Origin of the sequence: Collinsella sp. CLA-AA-H302 (assembly GCF_040093305.1) — a bacterium.
Lineage (GTDB): Bacteria > Actinomycetota > Coriobacteriia > Coriobacteriales > Coriobacteriaceae > Collinsella.
Map to the genome: position 1 here is coordinate 1 of NZ_JBBNJW010000008.1, position 17,633 is coordinate 17,633.

Genomic DNA, 17,633 nt, shown 5'->3' on the forward strand with positions numbered 1-17,633 from the left:
GGGGCCGCGGGAGCGTTCGGCTAGGTGCGGGAACGGCCTATTTGCTCAATGTGTTCGGCTGAGATCGGAAATCAACCAACGCTTGGCTTCGTGACGGGATCTAGGAGGCCAAAAACGGGCTCTGACCAGCATGGCAGCATGCAGCAAATTGTTCAAAATAGGTATTTATAAACGACGTGGCAGCAATTTTAAAAATCTTTGAACGGTGTTGTGAGCCACTGGTATGCATTTTGCGACCACAGCCTTGCAATTGCTGACCTGCAGTTTGATTTGGTTTGTCCCCGTGGCGCCGTATCTTGTCCACAGATCCGTCAAGCATTTGGTCAGCATTTGGTTGGAAGACGCATGAAGTGCCGTGTAAGCATGGACATATGTGGAGGTCATGAGGTTGTAGCTGCATATTCTTGCAGCCTGGGAGGTTGAAAGATATTATTACCAAGTCTTTTCCTGCTTCAGGCGCACCTTCACGACCTGAAGCCACATTTGCCCAGAGGAGGTGACAATATGAAGGCTTATGAACTGCTGTTCTTTGTTGACCCGTCGCTCGACCCCGAGACTCGTCTCGCTGTTATGAAGCGTATCGATACCACGATCGCTGAGGGCGCTGGCAAGGTCGACTCCGTTGACGAGTGGGGCAAGCGCAAGCTCGCCTACGAGATCAACGACCTCACCGATGGTGACTACACCCTCATCAACTTCCACGCAGATCCTACCCAGATCGCCGAGCTTGATCGCGTCCTGCGCATCACCGACGCTGTGGTCCGCCACATGATCGTCCGTCGCGACGACCAGGAGTAAGACTGTCGTTTTGGACTGGGCTTGTGCCCCAAGAGGAAGTAGTGAGTTATGAGCATCAATCGAGTGAACATCACCGGTAACCTCACCCGCGATCCCGAGCTGCGCGCCACCGCCGGCGGAACCCAGGTTCTGTCCTTTGGCGTCGCTGTGAACGATCGTCGCCGCAATGCGCAGACTGGCGAGTGGGAGGACTATCCCAACTTTGTCGACTGCACTATGTTCGGCACCCGCGCCGAGGCCGTGAGCCGTTTCCTGGCAAAGGGAAACAAGGTCGCGATCGAGGGCAAGCTGCGCTACAGCTCTTGGGAGCGCGACGGTCAGCGCAGGAGCAAGCTTGAGGTCATCGTTGATGAGATCGAGTTTATGAGCTCCCGTGGTGGCCAGGGTGGCTACGATCAGGGCGGTTACGCCCCCGCAGCTCCCGCGCCCGCAGCACGTCCTGCCGCACCGGTGGCTACGCCGCCCGCGGTCGACGTCTACGATGAGGACATCCCGTTCTAAGGGTTGTTCACCTATTTTTGAGTGAGAGGCGGCTTCGGCTCGCCGAAGTTGCCAAATGAAAGGTATTTTGACATGGCTAATGATTATTCTGCACGTCAGCCGCGTCGTAAGTACTGCCAGTTCTGCAAGGAGAACACTGAGTTCATCGACTATAAGGACACTCAGCTTCTCCGTAAGTACATGACCGACCGTGGCAAGATTAAGCCCCGTCGCGTCACTGGCGCTTGCACGCAGCATCAGCATGACATCGCCAACGCCATCAAGCGCGCCCGCGAGATGGCTCTCCTGCCGTACACCGTCCCCGTGGTTTCCTCTCGTGGCAACCGCGACCGCGGCTAAGAAGGGAGACGCATCATGAAGGTTATTCTTCTCGATGAGATCAAGGGCAAGGGCGGCGAGGGTGACGTCGTAGAGGTCGCTCAGGGTTACGCTGAGAACTTCCTGTTCCCCAAGAAGCTCGCTGTTGCCGCCACCAAGGGCAACCTCAAGCAGCTCGACGAGCGTCGCAACAACATCGCCAAGCGCGAGGCCGTCCGTCTGGCTACCGCCAACGAGACCAAGGCTGCCTTCGAGGGCAAGCAGGTCACCGTTGACGTCAAGGTTGGCGACGAGGGCATCCTCTTTGGCTCCGTTACCGCCGCTATGATCGCTGACGCCATCAAGGATCAGCTCGGTATGGACATCGACCGCAAGCGCGTCGAGCTCGGTAAGCCCATCAAGGTTGCCGGTGCCCACACCGTTGCTATCTCGCTGTACCGCGAGATCAAGGCCGAGGTTGTCGTTCTCGTCGGCGTTACCGCCGAGGAGCTCGCTGCCGAGGCTGAGGTTGAGGAGACCGCTGAGGTCGCCGAGGCCGAGACCGCCGAGGTCGAGACCGAGGCTGCTGCCGAGTAGCATTTGCTGCAACGCAACAATCTTGTTCTAAGAAGGGCGCTCTGGGAGACCAGGGTGCCCTTTTATTTTTTTTGCGCTGGGTGAGTGTCGTAGCAGTCATTGAGATGCAGTCTCGTGTATGGGACCGTTCATCCGTTTGGTTCGGTGGTGATTGCCGAGGCACGGCTCGATTTATAGCCGTGGCTGATACTATGGATGCTCGCAAGCGATATGAATGAGGATGCTCATGGCATATGACGACAGGGAGACGGGACTGACGGTCGAGGACCGTGGCTCCAAGTTGGGTCTCCCCCAAAACCAAGATGCAGAGGCCAACGTACTGGCCGCTATGCTGCTATCCCCCGAGGTGGTCGAAGAGGCCCAGGTCGAGCTGCAGCCCGATGACTTCTACCGCCCCATTCATAAGACCATCTATACCGCGATGGTCGATATGTATAACAGTCGCATCCCCATCGACTCTATCTCGCTGATCGATTACCTGCGAAGCATCAACAAGCTCGATGCCGTGGGCGGCGAGGCATACATTTTGGAGCTGATGGGTCAGACCCTGTCGCTCGTCAATTGGCAGCACCATGCCGCCATCGTTCGTCGCGACTCGATGCTGCGCGAGCTGATTGGCGCCACCAACGAGATCAACGCGCTGGCATACAACGCTCCCACAGACACCAAGGAGGTCGTGGAGCTGGCCGAGAGCAAACTGCTCAAGGTCACGGCGCGTGAGGTTAAGTCGAGCTACAAGACGCTGACCGAGTTTATGGTCGAGGCCTATAACGAGGCCGAGGAAGTGTGCAAGGCCGGCGGTCAGGCTGCAGGCGTGCCCACGGGCTTCCCGTCGCTCGACCGTATGCTCATGGGCTTCCGCGAGGGCCAGCTCATCATTATCGGCGCCCGTCCCGCCGTGGGTAAGACGTCGTTCGCTCTGAACTTGGCGCTCAATGCCGCCGCAGCGGGCTATACCGTCGGCTTCTTCTCGCTGGAGATGTCGGGCAAGGAAATTGCCCAGCGTCTGATTTGCGCCTATGCCATGATCTCGATCAGCGATTTCCGTACGGGCCGCATTAGTCCCGAGCAGTGGGCCAACATCAATGAGGCCACGCAGACGCTGTCCAAGCTCGATATTCTGATTGACGATACGCCCGGCACCACGGTGACCGAGATTCGCGCCAAGAGCCGCCGCATGCTCCATAACAAGGAGAAGGCCATCATCATCCTGGACTACTTGCAGCTGGTGAGTCCCCCGCCGGGACGTCGTTCCGAGAGCCGCACCGTCGAGGTCTCCGAGATGTCGCGTGGTCTGAAGATTATGGCCAAGGAGCTCAAGATCCCACTGATTGCGCTGTCGCAGCTGTCGCGTCAGGTCGAGTCGCGTACCGGCAAGCGCCCGCAGCTGTCCGACCTGCGTGAATCGGGCTCCATCGAGCAGGACGCCGATATCGTCATGTTCTTGGATCGATCCGCCGACGAGGCTGAGGCCTCGCGCGACGACCGACCCGACGAGGGTGTTACACGTATCGTCGTTGCTAAGAACCGTTCGGGCCCGATCGGCGACGTCGACCTGATGTTCCTGCCGGCATCTACCAAGTTCTATGAGCTTGATGGGGCGCATACCGAGGAGTAGGACAGGCACCCGTTGTACGGGTATACTGGGAATGTTTTGTGCTTCTGCCCGCCGCGTGGCGCGCAGACAGTCCATGTATGTAAGGAGTAAACATGCCGTCAACCGTTTTGGTCGGTGCCCAGTGGGGCGATGAGGGCAAGGGTAAGATCTGCGATCTGGTCGCCGGCGACTTCGATGCCGTCGTGCGCTATTCGGGCGGCAACAACGCCGGCCACACCATCGTCGTCAACGGCAAGAAGTACGGCCTGCACCAGGTGCCCTCCGGCATCATGTATTCCGACCACGTGTCGGTGATCGGTAACGGCTGCATCGTCAACCCCAAGGTTGTCCTTGAGGAGATCGACATGTTCGAGGCCGACGGCATCACCACCAAGAATCTCAAGATCAGTGGCAACGCGCACATCATCATGCCGTACCACATTGATCTGGATGGCGCCTTTGAGCAGAAGCTCGGTAAGAAGAACATCGGTACCACCAAGCGCGGCATCGGTCCGTGCTACCAGGACAAGATGGCCCGCATCGGCCTGCGCATGCAAGACATGCTGGACGAGGCACTGTTCCGCGATAAGCTGGAGACCGCTCTTGCCCGCGTGAACCCCGAGCTGGAGCTCATCTACAACCTGCCCACCTACACCGTGGATCAGATTTGCGATGAGTACCTGCCCATGGCCGAGCGTCTGCGCCCCTACATCACCGAGACGAGCCTGCTGCTCAACAACATGATCGATGAGGGCAAGGATTTGCTGTTTGAGGGCGCCCAGGCGACGTTGCTCGACATCGATCACGGCACCTATCCGTACGTGACGTCTTCTAATTGCACCGCTGGTGGCGCCATTACCGGTTCCGGCGTCGGCATGAAGAACGTCGACCGCGTGCTGGGCGTCATGAAGGCCTATATCACCCGCGTCGGTTCGGGCCCCATGCCCACCGAGCTTTCCTATGAGTCCGAGGCCGGCCACACGCTGACCGAGGAAGGCTATGAGTACGGCGTGACCACCGGCCGTCGCCGTCGCTGCGGTTGGTTCGATGGCCCCATCGCCAACTACGCCTCGCGTGTCAACGGTCTCACCGATATCGCCCTGACCAAGCTCGACGTGCTTTCGGCCTTCGACACCATCAAGGTGTGCGTGGCCTACGACGTCGACGGCGAACGTTACACGAGCGTGCCCGAGCATCAGGTGCGCTTTGAGCAGGCCAAGCCCATCTACGAGGAGCTCCCTGGCTGGAAGTGCGATATCACCGGTTGCCGCAGCTTTGACGAGCTGCCGCAGGAGGCTCAGGACTACGTGGCGTTTATCGAGGATCTGGCACACACCCGCGTGACGTTCATTGGCGTCGGCGCCGATCGCGAACAGATCATCAACCGATTCTGGAAGTAATCGGCACTATTCGGTTATTGCGATATACCCCTTTGCAGCCCAAGCGGGCGGCCGAGGGGTATATTTGCTTGCAAAGGGCTCGCGCGGAGCGAGCCATTCATCCATAGAGGAGGCACCCTTGAAGGCGGACACTCAAACCATCGACATCCTGTTGTTGGGCAGCGGCGGCCGCGAGCACGCTTTGGCAGCTAAGCTCGCAGCATCACCGCGCGCCGGCAAGCTCTACATTGCGCCGGGTAACGGCGGCACCGCGAGCTGCGGCGAGAACGTGGTTCTCGACGATTGCGATCCTGCGGCCGTGGCGGCGTTTGCCCAGAGCCATGGATGCGGACTCGTGGTGATTGGCCCCGAGGCTCCGCTCGTGGCGGGCGTGGCCGACGCCGTGCGCGCGGCGGGTATTCCCTGCTTTGGTCCGGGTGCCGAGGGTGCTCAGATGGAGGGCTCCAAGCTATTCTCCAAGCAGCTCATGGAGCGCGCCGGCATTCCGACGGCCGCCTACGGCTCGTTTACTGACGAGGCTTCGGCTCTTGCCTATGTGCGCGAGCAGGGTGCCCCGCTGGTCGTGAAGGCTGACGGCCTGGCCGCAGGCAAGGGCGTTATCGTGGCGACTGAGCTCGAGCAGGCCGAAGAGGCCGTGCGCGAGTGCTTTGGCGGTACCTTTGGTGATGCCGGCAACACCGTTGTCATTGAGGAGATGCTGGTTGGTCCCGAGTGTTCGCTGCTGGCCTTTACCGACGGCAAGACCGTGCGCCCCATGGCCACCTCGCAGGACCACAAGCGCGCCCTCGAGGGCGACAAGGGCCCCAACACCGGCGGCATGGGCGTCTACAGCCCGGTGCCCATCGTGACCGACGAGGAGCACGCCACCATGGTGAAGGTCATGGAGCAGACCGTTGCCGAGCTCGCTGCCGAGGGCATCGACTACCGCGGCTGCCTGTATGGCGGCTTTATGCTCACGCCTGCCGGCCCCAAGGTGCTGGAGTTCAATGCCCGCTTTGGCGACCCCGAGACGCAGGTCGTGCTGCCGCGCCTTAAGAACGACCTGGTTGAGGTCATGCTCGCCTGCGCCAACTGCGAGCTCGATCAGATTGAGCTCGACTGGCGTGACGAGTGGGCTGTGGCAGTTGTCCTGACGAGCGCGGGCTATCCCGGCAGCTACGAGAAGGGCAAGGTCATCACCGGTATCGCCGATGCCGAGGTCATGGAGAACGTGACCGTGTACCACGCGGGCACTGCCGTGGTGGACGGCCAGCTCGTGACCAATGGTGGCCGCGTGCTTGCCGTGACCGCTCTGGGTGACACGTTCGAGAACGCTCGCAACCTTGCCTACGAGGCCTGCGAGAAGATTGATTTTGAAGGCAAGACCCTGCGCCACGACATCGGCCTGCGCGCGCTGCGCGGCCGCGACGCCTGGGATGCCTAAAATCCGAGAGGAATGAGACGGATGGACGAGAAGAACGAAGAGCTCGTGGATGCGCAGATCGTTGAAGAGGACAGCCGCATGTATGGGCACGCCGAGGGCGAGCCTGGCGGCGAGGTCGCTGACGAGCCGGCGCTGGTGCTGGGCGACGACGACCCGCACGATGCCGAGCTGCACGAGAAGATTCTTTCGGAGGAGTGCGCCTGGAAGGGCAAGATCCTCGACGTCCACCGTCTTGAGGTTGAGCTGCCCAACGGTCGCCGCAGCGCCCGCGATATCGTTCGCCATCCGGGTGCGGCGGCCGTTGTGGCGCTGACCGAGAGCGGCAAGATCGTACTGGTGCGTCAGTACCGCACCGCTATCGACCGCGTGACGGTCGAGATTCCCGCCGGCAAGCTCGATCCAGGCGAGGACCCGCTCGATTGCGCCAAACGCGAGCTGCATGAGGAGACGGGCTTTAGGGCTGGTCGCATTCGCTTTTTGACGTCGATTGTCACGTCCTGCGGTTTTTGCGATGAGATCATCCACATCTACTTGGCTACCAAGCTCGAGTTTGATGCGCCCAACCCCGATGATGACGAGTTTGTCAACGTGGACCTGGTGCCGCTGCACGAGCTGATCGACGCCGTGCTCGACGGCAAGATCGAAGACGCCAAGACCGTCGTGGGCGCCTTGGCCTGCGATAGCATCGCGCATCGCCTTGGGGGTGCGGAGCTCTAGGTTACGCGGTTTTACCAAACCGCGTAACGAGTCGACGCTGCAAACGCCCCTAAGCGGCAATCTGCCTTTCAATCGTCGCTCGCGTACCGAAGTACGCGTCGCTCCTCTTTCAAGGCACCTTGCTCGCTTAGGGACGTTTTCGCTGACGCTGCCAGAACATCGGCGTTATGCTTGTTGGGACGCTTTGTTTTCAGCCTGACCGGTTCAACCGGATTTCTCACGCTATTTATTTCTCTTCGAGGATTGCATGTTTAAAAGGTTTCTCTCGTATTACGAGCCCCAGATGGGGCTTTTTGTTGCCGATACTGTTTGTGCTCTGGTGCTTGCCGCCATTGACCTGGCGTTCCCCATTATCCTGCGCAATTTGACCGGTGGGCTCTTTACTCAGGGTCAGGCTGTCATTATGCAGGCGCTCGGCATGATTGCGGTGGGCTTGGTGCTGATGTATGCCGTCCGCTGCGCCTGCCGCTATTTTGTGAGCTATTGGGGTCACGTGATGGGCGCGCGTATGGAGTCCAAAATGCGCGAGGACCTGTTTGACCAGTATGAGCGCTTTAGCTTTGCGTACTTTGACCGCAACAGCTCGGGCGATATGATGAGCCGCGTGGTCAACGACCTGTTCGATATCTGCGAGGCGGCACACCACGTGCCCGAGTGGATCATCATCTGCGGCATCGAGATTATCGGCTCGTTTGTGATCCTCTTTACCATCGCCCCGGTGCTGGCGCTCGCTATGGCCGTGGTGACGGCGGCGTTTGCGGTCATCATGTTTTGGCAGAACATGCGCATGCGCGAGGTCTTTAGCGACAACCGCAAAAAGATCAGCGGCATCAATGCGCAGCTGCAGGATTCGCTGGCGGGTATGCGCGTGGTCAAGAGCTTTGCCAATGAGGAGACCGAACGCTTCAAGTTCCGCGCCTCCAACAATCGCTATCTTTCGTCCAAGGAGAACATGTATCACGCCATGGGCGTCTATACTGCGACGTATGGCCTGCTCTCGGGTGTGCTCTATGTGATCGTGGTACTGCTGGGCGGCTGGCTGGTCGCCCAGGGACAGCTGCAGGCGGTCGATATGGCGACCTTTGCACTCTATATTTCGCTGTTCTGCACGCCGCTCGAGACACTCGTCAATTCGGCCGAAACGTATCAGAAGGCTATCGCCGGCTTTAAGCGTATGGACGAGGTGCTCTCGACCGCGCCGGATATCCAGGACAAGCCGGGCGCCACGGATCTGCAGGTGACTGCCGGCGCCGTGGATTATCACGACGTGTGCTTTAACTACGAGGACGTTGAGCTGGGCGAGGGTGATGCCGAAGAGCGTCCCGTTATCGACCATATGAATCTGTCCATCAAGCCCGGGCAGACCATCGCTTTGGTTGGCCCTTCGGGCGGCGGCAAGTCCACGACCTGTTCGCTGCTGCCGCGCTTTTATGACGTGGCTGCCGGATCCATTAGCATCGACGGCCAGGACGTGCGCGATGTGACGCAGCAGAGCCTGCGCCGCGCCATCGGCCTGGTGCAGCAGGATGTCTACCTGTTTGACGGAACAATCGGCGAGAACATCGCCTACGGCAAGCCGGGCGCTACGGCAGAAGAGATCGCCGAGGCCGCCCGTCGCGCCAACATCGATGCCTTTATCGAGTCGCTTCCACAGGGCTATGACACGGTCGTGGGCGAGCGCGGCAGCCGTCTTTCGGGCGGCCAAAAGCAGCGCGTTGCCATTGCGCGTGTGTTTCTCAAGAACCCCAAGATCCTGATTTTGGACGAGGCGACGAGTGCTTTGGATAACGAGAGCGAGGAAGCGGTGCAGGAGTCACTCGAAGAGCTGGCACGCGGCCGCACCACGATTATCATCGCCCATCGTCTTTCGACCATTAAGCATGCCGATGAGATTGCGACCGTTGAGCATGGTCGCGTTGTGGAGCGTGGCACGCACGAGGAGCTTCTCGCCCGTGGCGGCACCTATGCCCGTTACTATCGAATGCAGTTCGAAGGTGCGCGTGCGCACGAGCTCGACTGATTGATATGACAGGAAGTTTATGGCTGACAAGAACCCTTTGACTCCGGAAGAAGTGACGGAGTTATTCTCCGAAATCGATGCATCCGGTGTCTTGGATCCCACGCTTGCCAAAAAGCGAACCGAGCGCATGCGTGAGAAGGAGGCTGCGGCCAAGCGCGGTGACAAAGCGGCGCTAGCGCAGCTGCGCAGCGAGGACCGCGCGAGCCAGGCAAAACATATCGACCCGCTGTCCGAGGACGATCCTTCGGGCTCGCAGGTGAGCCATACCATTACGAAGACCGCGATGGCCGTGGTCATCGGTATTCTGGTGCTGATCGTGGGCATGCAGATTGGCTACGGCGTGATGCGTCGCCTGAACACCGCCAACCTGTCCGAGAGCGTTTCGGTCGATACCGTTTCGACGGCGCTCAAGGGTGGACTCGAATGGGGCAACGGCTTTACGCAGTTCCCGCTCGATTTTTCTGTCGACGAGGCCGATGAGCGCACGGGTACGGTTGAGGTGACGGTGCTGGACACGTCGTCTGCCAATGAGCTCGAGCTGCTGTCCAACGGGCAGGTCCAGGCCGCGGCGCTTGCGACCAACGCCCTGCTCAACGACAAAATTGACCGCGTGGTGTATAACGTTCACGCCTATATCGACGAGGACAGCAACATTCAGCACGATTCCTTTTTTGGCATGTTTCCCGCGCGGGGTCATCAGAGCGCCATTTTGACGTTCGTGTGGACCAAGAGCTCATCCAACGCCACGAGTATCGACTGGAAGATGCGTATCGTAAGCATGGACGACACCATTGCCGAGCGCATTCAAAAACAGGTGAACTCGGTTTCGTCGCTGATCGAGGACCCGGTGGTGAGCCAGACCAAGATTGACGAGGAAAAGGCCGAACGTGACCTGGAACATCGTCTGCATGGTCGCGAGATTTTCCGCGGCGGCAAGCCCGACCGAACGCCGTCCGATCTGCTGGAACAGGACAAGAAAAAGTAAGACGCCATCATCCCGCGTGAGCCACAAGCCCCGCGGGATGATTTTTTAATCCTCGTCCCAGAAAAATTATTATGCATAGAAAGTCATAATTATCATTTCGTAAACAATTTGATGAAATTAACGCCATGAGGCATGCTTGCGGTTACAATACCGCGAGGCCTAACTACACACCTTTAAGCCGGTCCTGTGAGACCGGGAAGGAGAATTATGGCGAACAACCATACCGCGGGCGCTGCCGCCCGCACCTTCGCGCCCAGCGAGCTTTGCCAGCGTATGCTGGCCAAAACCAGCAAGGGCACCTGCGGTCCCTGTATCCTGTATCTTGAGGATGGGACCATTTTTTATGGACGTGCATGCGGCGCCGAGGGCACCGCGACCGGCGAAGTCTGCTTCAACACCTCGCTTGAGGGCTACTTTGAGGTCATGACCGACCCGAGTTATGCCGGCCAAATTGCAACCATGACCTATCCGCAGATCGGCAATTACGGTATCGACGAGACCGATGTCCAGTCGGCCTTCCCCGGCGACGCCGTGCGCCCTGCGAGCGCTCCGGCTATGCGCGGCATGATCGTTCGCGACATGTGCGCCACGCCTTCTAACTGGCGCTCGGCCGTCAGCGTGCCGGAGTACCTGCGCGCTCACGGCATCGTCGCTATCGAGGGTGTCGACACCCGCGCTCTGGTGCGCCATCTGCGCGACAATGGTTCCAAGATGGGCATTATCTCGACAGAGATCTTCGACGTCGACGAGCTCGCCGAGCGTCTGGATGCAGCGCCCACGCTGGTGGGCGAGAACCTGGTCAAGACCGTGAGCTGTCCCGCGCCTCACGAGTTTGTGGCCGCCGACCTGCCTGCCACGCATGGCTTTGCGCTTGTGGCTGCCGCTCCTGCCCGTCACAAAGTGGTCGCCTACGACTGCGGTGTGAAGCGCGGTATTCTGGAGGGCCTGGTCCGTGCCGGCTGCGACCTCACCGTCGTGCCGTGGGATACGCTCGCCCAGCAGGTGCTCGACATGAATCCTGATGGCGTCTTTTTGTCCAACGGCCCCGGCGACCCCGATGCCGTGGTGGAGACCTACGAGCAGGTGCAGCAGCTGATCGGCAAGGTGCCGGTCTTTGGTATTTGCCTGGGTCACCAGATGATCAGCTTGGCCTGCGGCGCCCAAATGGAAAAGCTTAAATTCGGCCACCGTGGCGGTAACCAGCCGGTTATGAATCTGGTGAGCCGTCGCGTGGAGATCACCGCGCAAAACCACGGCTTTGGCCTGCTGTTCCCCAGTCTGGGCAAACTGATTCCGGAGCTTTCCGGCGGCGAAACCGAGCATGCGGCCGATGGCGACCTGCGCGCCTGGGTGCGTCGCGGCGTCGCGCCGGTCGTGATGAACGAGCGCTTTGGTCGCATTCGCCTGACACATGTGAACCTCAACGACGGCACCGCCGAGGGCATCCAGCTGCTCGACGCCCCGTGTTTCTCGGTCCAGTACCACCCCGAGGCTTCGCCCGGCCCCACCGATGCCCACTATCTCTTTACCGCCTTTACGCGACTCATGGACGGCGAGGAGAACTACCTGGACATCGACACCGCGAAGGACCGCCTCGCCGGCTGGAATTTCGCCGAGTCCGAGAACGCTGCGACCGAGGAGAACTAACATGCCTAAACGTACTGACATCAAGCGCATCCTCGTTATTGGTTCGGGCCCCATCGTTATTGGCCAGGCCTGCGAGTTCGACTACTCCGGCGCCCAGGCCTGCAAGGTGCTCAAGGAGGATGGCTTTGAGGTCATCCTGGTCAACTCCAATCCGGCGACCATCATGACCGACCCGGGCTTGGCCGACCGCACCTATGTTGAGCCTATCACCGCCGAGTTTATCGAGCGCGTGATCAAGAAAGAGCGCCCGGACGCGCTGCTGCCCACGCTGGGCGGCCAAACCGGTCTGAACGCCGCCGTCGAGCTGGCAAAGGACGGCACGCTCGACAAGTACGGCGTCGAGATGATCGGCTGCGACCTGGCCGCTATCGAGCGCGGCGAGGACCGCAAACTCTTTAACGAGGCCATGGCCGAGATCGGCCTGGAGGTCGCGCGCTCGGGCTATGCCTACAGCGTGGCCGACGCCGAGGCTATCGCCGAGCGCGTGGGATATCCCTGCGTACTGCGCCCGAGCTTTACCCTCGGTGGCGCCGGCGGCGGCATCGCGCATACCCACGAGGAGCTCGTCTCCATCGTGAGCCAGGGCCTTGAGCTCTCGCCTGCCCATGAGGTGCTGGTCGAGGAGTCCATCGAGGGTTGGAAAGAGTATGAGATGGAGGTCATGCGCGACCACGCCGGCAACGGCATCATCGTGTGCTCCATCGAGAACCTCGACCCCATGGGCGTGCACACCGGCGACTCCATCACCGTGGCGCCAGCGCAGACCCTCTCCGACCTTGAGTATCAGCGCATGCGTGTCGCGTCGCTCGCCATTCTGGAGAAGATCGGCGTCGAGACCGGCGGCTCCAACGTGCAGTTTGCCGTGAACCCCCAGACCGGCCGCCTGATCGTCATCGAGATGAACCCGCGCGTGAGCCGTTCGTCCGCACTGGCCTCCAAGGCCACGGGCTTCCCCATCGCCAAGGCCGCCGCTCGCCTGGCCGTGGGCTACACGCTCGACGAGATCGTCAACGACATCACCAAGGCAACGCCCGCCTGCTTTGAGCCCACGATCGACTACTGCGTGGTCAAGGTGCCGCGCTTTGCCTTCGAGAAGTTTAAGGGTACCGACCCCACGCTCACCACGCGCATGAAGGCCGTGGGCGAGATTATGGCGATCGGCCGCACCTTTGAGGAGGCCTTCGGCAAGGCCATGCGCTCACTGGAGGACGTTCACCAGGGCATCTGCGCCGGTGGCAAGGAGGGTGCCGACAAGCTGAGCGACGATGAGCTCGCTCAGGCCGTGGCAACCCCGACCGAGCACCGCATCTTCTTTGTGGTCGAGGCCCTGCGCCGTGGCTGGGACATCGCCCACATCCATGCCATCTGCGGTATCGATCCGTGGTACCTCAACCGTATCAACGACATGGTGCAGGTCCAGGAGAGCATCCGCGGCCTGCGCGTGGAGGATATCGACGCCGACGCGATGCGCCTGCTCAAGCAGTACGGCACGAGCGACGCCGAGATTGCCGCGCTGACCGGCTCGGACGAGCGCTTTGTGCGCGCCTATCGCAAGGGTCTGGGCGTGGTTCCCAGCATGAAGACGGTCGATACCTGCGCGGCCGAGTTCTCGAGCGCCACGGAGTACCACTACAAGACGTACGAGAACATCTACCGCACGAGCCCGGATGCCAAGAAGTGCGTGGCTCCCGACGAGACCACGCCGGCGGACAAGCCCAAGGCGATGATTCTGGGCGCCGGACCCAACCGTATCGGCCAGGGCATCGAGTTTGACTACTGCTGCGTGCATGCGAGCTATGCGCTGGCGGCCCGCGGCTTTGAGACCATCATGGTCAACTGCAACCCCGAGACCGTCTCGACCGACTACGACACGTCCGACCGCCTGTACTTTGAGCCGCTCACCTACGAGGACGTCATGGACGTCATTGACGTTGAGCGTCCCGACGGCGTCGTGGTGACGCTCGGCGGCCAGACCCCGCTTAAGCTGGCGCGCATGCTCGAGGAGAGCGGCGTGAACATTATGGGCACCAAGCCCGACGCCATCGATTTTGCCGAGGACCGCGAGCGCTTCGCCGCTCTGCTCGACAAGCTGGGCATCATGTACCCGCCGGCGGGCCAGGCAACCTCGTTTGAGGAGGCCGAGGCCGTGGCCGCGCATATTGGCTACCCGCTGCTGGTGCGTCCGAGCTACGTGCTGGGCGGCCGTGGCATGATGATCGCCTACGATGCCGAGCATCTGCGCGATTACATGGCCGAGGCTGCGCGCATTAGCCCCGACTACCCGGTGTATCTGGACCGCTTCCTGGAGGGTGCGATCGAGTCCGATGTCGATGCCCTGTGCGATGGCGAGGAGGTCTACATCGGCGGTATCCTGGAGCATATCGAGGAGGCCGGTATTCACTCCGGTGACTCCGCGACCTGCATCCCGCCGTTTAGCTTTAGCGAGAGCCTGCAGGCGAAGCTCCGTGAGACCACGCGCCGCATCGCGATGGCGCTGGGCGTGCGCGGCCTGGTCAACGTGCAGTACGCCATTAAGGGCGAGACCGTTTACGTGATCGAGGCCAACCCGCGCGCAAGCCGTACCGTGCCGTTTATCTCCAAGGCCACCGGTGTGCCGCTGGCCAAGTGCGCGGCGCGCATCATGGCGGGCGATTCTATCGCGAGCCTGGGCCTGCCGAGCGACGAGCGTCAGCTGGACTGGTTCTGCATGAAGGAAGCCGTTATGCCCTGGGGCCGTTTCCCGGGCGCCGACGTTATCCTGGGGCCCGAGATGAAGTCGACGGGCGAGGTCATGGGTATCGCCAAGAGCTATCCCGAGGCATACGCCAAGACGCAGCTGGCGATTGACTACAAGCTGCCCGACCCGAGCGCCGGCAAGGTATTCATCAGCGTGTGCGACCGCGACAAGCGTCACATCCTTTCGGTCGCGCGCATCCTGCGCTACCTGGGCTTTGATATCTGCTCTACCGAGGGCACGGCGCGCGTGCTGCGCGGCGGCAACGTGACGTGCGAGATCGTGGAGAAGATCAGCGGCCCGCACGACGGCGAGCGCCCCAACATCGGCGACCTCATCGCCGATGGTAAGATCGCGGTGATCATCAACACGCCGTACGGTCCGGGCTCGCGCGGCGACGGCTATCTGCTGCGCACCGAGGCAGTGCGCCGCGGTGTGACCTGCGTGACCGCGATGTCTGCCGCTAACACGTATGTGAGTGCCATCGAGGCGGTGCGCGAGGACCAGCAGGGTCACGGCAGCGCCAACGACATGGGCATGGACGTCATCGCCCTGCAGGACCTGCCACAGCACACGGTGTAATGTGACTTGGTCGGCCGGGGCGGCAGCCGGACACTTTCTCTCGGAAACTGGGCTTCGCGAAGTTTTCCGAGAGAAAGGTCCGCCTCCCGCCCCGGCCTGCGGTGACTTGGCCGCACCGTGTGCTGCCGAAGGGGCTTTGCGCGATGACTAGGGCTGAATAAAAAGTGAGCGTGGGCGCCGTCGTTCGTTTGAGCGACGGCGCCCACGTTTTGGATTTATTGGGCTGTGGCGGTGAAGGTTGTTTTGTCGGCGGCGATGTGCACGTGCAGCTTTGCCTGACCGTCGCAGCTGATGAGCACGCCTACCTCGAACGGGGTTCCCGTCTTGTCGTAGGTCGAACGCACGATGCGCATCGCCGCCTTACCGGTGTTCTGTCCCAAAAGGCGCGCCTCATGCTTGTCGAGGTTGACCGCCTCGTAGACGGCATCGACGCTTGCGGGCAGGATGCCGGTCTTTTCCGCGATGTAGGCGTAGAGCGAGCCATCCACGTCTTTGCGTGTGAGCTCGGGGCAAAGTGACACGGGGATATAGACGTAGTTGAGCTCCATGGGTTTGTCGTTGGCGAGACGCAGGCGGCGAATCTCCCAGACGGGTGTCCCTTCGGGCACTTTGAGCCCAGAGGCGATGCCGCGGACGGCCAGTATGCTTGAAAAGGCGAGAATCTGCGAGCTCGGAACCCGTCCCGCTTCGCGCATCCGCGCGCTGAAATTCAGGGCCAAGTCGATGCCGGGTGCTGAGGTTTGGGGCTTGATGAACGTGCCCTGGCCGCGCTTGCGCACCACGCGCCCCTCGATGACGAGATCCTGAAAGCAACGGCGCACGGTCGCGCGCGATAACTCCAGCCGCTCACAGATTTCGAGCTCACGTGGCAGCGGCGTCTTGGTGTCGAACGCCTGGCTGGCGATAAGCAGGGCGATTCGATGTTTAAGTTGGACATAGAGCGGCGTATCACCGCTGCGATCGAAGGGTTCGGCGGCGAGAAACGAGATCATGTCCATAGGGTACCTCCATGTCGTGAGCATACGTGACATGGTCTGACACTGCGGGACAAACCGGTGATGTCAAGCACGATTCTTGTTGGTATGTATGGTACATAAGGAACATAAAACATTTACCAGGCAATCTACCTGCGATTTTAAAAATAATTAGAAGAAAAAATAATTTAGGCACAAAAATAGTTGCTACCGTTAACCGATGAATAGTTGCCGTTCGCAATTATTTTCTTGTACCGAACATGCCCCAGCGCAACAATAATCTCGGCAAAAAGCAAAGCCGTGCGATACACGGCAGGTCGAGAGGAGACCGCATGCGGTATCTGGTAATGGTCAGTCACGGAACGCTCGCTCCCGGACTGCACAGTGTCCTCAAGATGCTCGGCAATGACGCCCCGAACATCTTGTCGACGAGTCTCGTGGACGGCATGGGCGCTGACGAGTATGTCGAGAACGTCAAGGCGATGCTCGCTCCTGTTACCGCCGATGACGAGGTTGTCCTGCTTGGTGACATCCTGGGCGGATCGCCGCTCACCAATGCCATGAACACGCTGTCCGAGAAGGGCCTGCTCGCTCACACCATTGCCTTCGGCGGCATGAACCTACCCATGGTTATGACCGCCATGATGGGACTTGCCACCATGGACCTGGATTTCCTCAAGCAGATGATGCTGCAGGAGGGCAAGAACGGTATGTCCGAGCTCGTGGTCCCGACCGATGACGCCGACGACGAGGACGACGACATCTAGGCGGCGCATCCGCCCCAATTTTTGTGATGGAACGGGGGTTAAGAGGAAAGACCCCCGGTGATAAGGAAAGGGAAGACGCATGATTTCGTTCATCCGCATTGACGACCGCATGATCCATGGACAGACCGTTACCCGTTGGGCCCTCGAGTATCCCTGCGACGGTCTTATCGCCGTCAACGACGCCGCGGCATCGAACCCCGTGCTCAAGGAGGCCTACAAGAGCGCCTCGGGCAAGAAGACGTTCGTGTGGACCAAGGAGCACTTTAAGGAGGTCTCCGAGAAGGTTCTCAAGTCCGACACCAAGTACTTCCTGATTACCAAGAACCCGCTCGACATGAAGGAACTTCTCGTCGATTTTGGCTTTAAGCCCGGCATGGACCGCATCATCGTCGGTCCCTGCAACGATCGTCCCGGCACCACCAAGCTCGGCAACAACCAGTCGATCACGCAGGAAGAGGCCCAGGCACTCGAGGACCTCACCAATGCGGGCTATACTGTCGAGTTCGCTCTCATCAAGGAGAAGTCCATCGGTGAGTGGCCCAAGTTCCGCGGTCAGTTTGGCTTCTAGTTAGGCGCCAGCCGCATTTTGGTACC

15 protein-coding genes are annotated in these 17,633 nt (G+C 60.5%); 14 read left to right on the forward strand and 1 reads right to left on the reverse strand.

Translation table 11 applies throughout. The features are described 5' to 3' along the window. The first annotated feature begins 504 nt into the window (after window positions 1-504). The 12 genes from rpsF to carB all read left to right on the forward strand — a co-directional run bounded on the left by rpsF (window position 505) and on the right by carB (window position 15,298). Entirely contained in the window at window positions 505-798 is a 294-nt protein-coding gene (gene rpsF / locus AAAV21_RS07020; protein ID WP_006235831.1) for a 30S ribosomal protein S6, read from the forward strand. A gap of 48 nt (window positions 799-846) precedes the next feature. Next, window positions 847-1,299 (forward strand): single-stranded DNA-binding protein, encoded by a 453-nt coding sequence (ssb, locus tag AAAV21_RS07025; protein WP_006235830.1) that lies wholly within the window; start codon window positions 847-849, stop codon window positions 1,297-1,299. Window positions 1,300-1,371: 72 nt separating this feature from the next. After that, window positions 1,372-1,638, forward strand: a complete 267-nt coding sequence (gene rpsR, locus AAAV21_RS07030; RefSeq protein ID WP_117778657.1) for a 30S ribosomal protein S18 — start codon at window positions 1,372-1,374, stop codon at window positions 1,636-1,638. Between the two features lie 15 nt (window positions 1,639-1,653). After that, on the forward strand, window positions 1,654-2,193 hold the full coding sequence (gene rplI / locus AAAV21_RS07035; protein ID WP_161194402.1) for a 50S ribosomal protein L9: 540 nt from the start codon (window positions 1,654-1,656) through the stop codon (window positions 2,191-2,193). A gap of 220 nt (window positions 2,194-2,413) precedes the next feature. Further along, window positions 2,414-3,811 carry a replicative DNA helicase gene (gene dnaB / locus AAAV21_RS07040; RefSeq protein ID WP_117778659.1) on the forward strand — a complete coding sequence of 466 codons (1,398 nt, stop codon included), beginning with the start codon at window positions 2,414-2,416 and terminating at the stop codon, window positions 3,809-3,811. Between the two features lie 92 nt (window positions 3,812-3,903). Beyond that, on the forward strand, window positions 3,904-5,190 hold the full coding sequence (locus AAAV21_RS07045) for an adenylosuccinate synthase (RefSeq protein WP_349108377.1): 1,287 nt from the start codon (window positions 3,904-3,906) through the stop codon (window positions 5,188-5,190). A gap of 118 nt (window positions 5,191-5,308) precedes the next feature. Next, window positions 5,309-6,613: a phosphoribosylamine--glycine ligase gene (gene purD, locus AAAV21_RS07050; RefSeq protein ID WP_055251354.1), complete on the forward strand. Its 1,305-nt coding sequence runs from the start codon at window positions 5,309-5,311 to the stop codon at window positions 6,611-6,613. A 21-nt stretch (window positions 6,614-6,634) separates the two neighbouring features. Further along, a complete protein-coding gene (locus AAAV21_RS07055) occupies window positions 6,635-7,330 on the forward strand; it encodes an NUDIX hydrolase (RefSeq protein ID WP_172622467.1) in 696 nt (231 codons plus the stop codon). 247 nt (window positions 7,331-7,577) lie between these two features. Then, a complete protein-coding gene (locus AAAV21_RS07060; RefSeq protein ID WP_349108381.1) occupies window positions 7,578-9,350 on the forward strand; it encodes an ABC transporter ATP-binding protein in 1,773 nt (590 codons plus the stop codon). Between the two features lie 19 nt (window positions 9,351-9,369). Continuing rightward, entirely contained in the window at window positions 9,370-10,335 is a 966-nt protein-coding gene (locus AAAV21_RS07065) for a hypothetical protein (protein WP_349108384.1), read from the forward strand. A gap of 207 nt (window positions 10,336-10,542) precedes the next feature. Then, a complete protein-coding gene (gene carA, locus AAAV21_RS07070) occupies window positions 10,543-11,982 on the forward strand; it encodes a glutamine-hydrolyzing carbamoyl-phosphate synthase small subunit (RefSeq protein ID WP_349108386.1) in 1,440 nt (479 codons plus the stop codon). A 1-nt stretch (window position 11,983) separates the two neighbouring features. Then, complete coding sequence (gene carB, locus AAAV21_RS07075) at window positions 11,984-15,298, forward strand: carbamoyl-phosphate synthase large subunit (protein WP_349108388.1); 3,315 nt, start codon at window positions 11,984-11,986, stop codon at window positions 15,296-15,298. Window positions 15,299-15,513: 215 nt separating this feature from the next. On the opposite strand, the gene AAAV21_RS07080 is transcribed toward carB, so the two are convergent. After that, on the reverse strand, window positions 15,514-16,296 hold the full coding sequence (locus AAAV21_RS07080; RefSeq protein ID WP_349108391.1) for a GntR family transcriptional regulator: 783 nt from the start codon (window positions 16,294-16,296) through the stop codon (window positions 15,514-15,516). Between the two features lie 308 nt (window positions 16,297-16,604). On the opposite strand from AAAV21_RS07080, the gene AAAV21_RS07085 reads away from it, so the two are divergent. Together AAAV21_RS07085 and AAAV21_RS07090 are read left to right on the forward strand one after the other, a co-directional pair. Next, window positions 16,605-17,039 carry a PTS fructose transporter subunit IIA gene (locus AAAV21_RS07085; RefSeq protein WP_349108393.1) on the forward strand — a complete coding sequence of 145 codons (435 nt, stop codon included), beginning with the start codon at window positions 16,605-16,607 and terminating at the stop codon, window positions 17,037-17,039. 79 nt (window positions 17,040-17,118) lie between these two features. Continuing rightward, window positions 17,119-17,607 (forward strand): PTS sugar transporter subunit IIB, encoded by a 489-nt coding sequence (locus AAAV21_RS07090; RefSeq protein ID WP_089572604.1) that lies wholly within the window; start codon window positions 17,119-17,121, stop codon window positions 17,605-17,607. Window positions 17,608-17,633 lie beyond the last annotated feature (26 nt).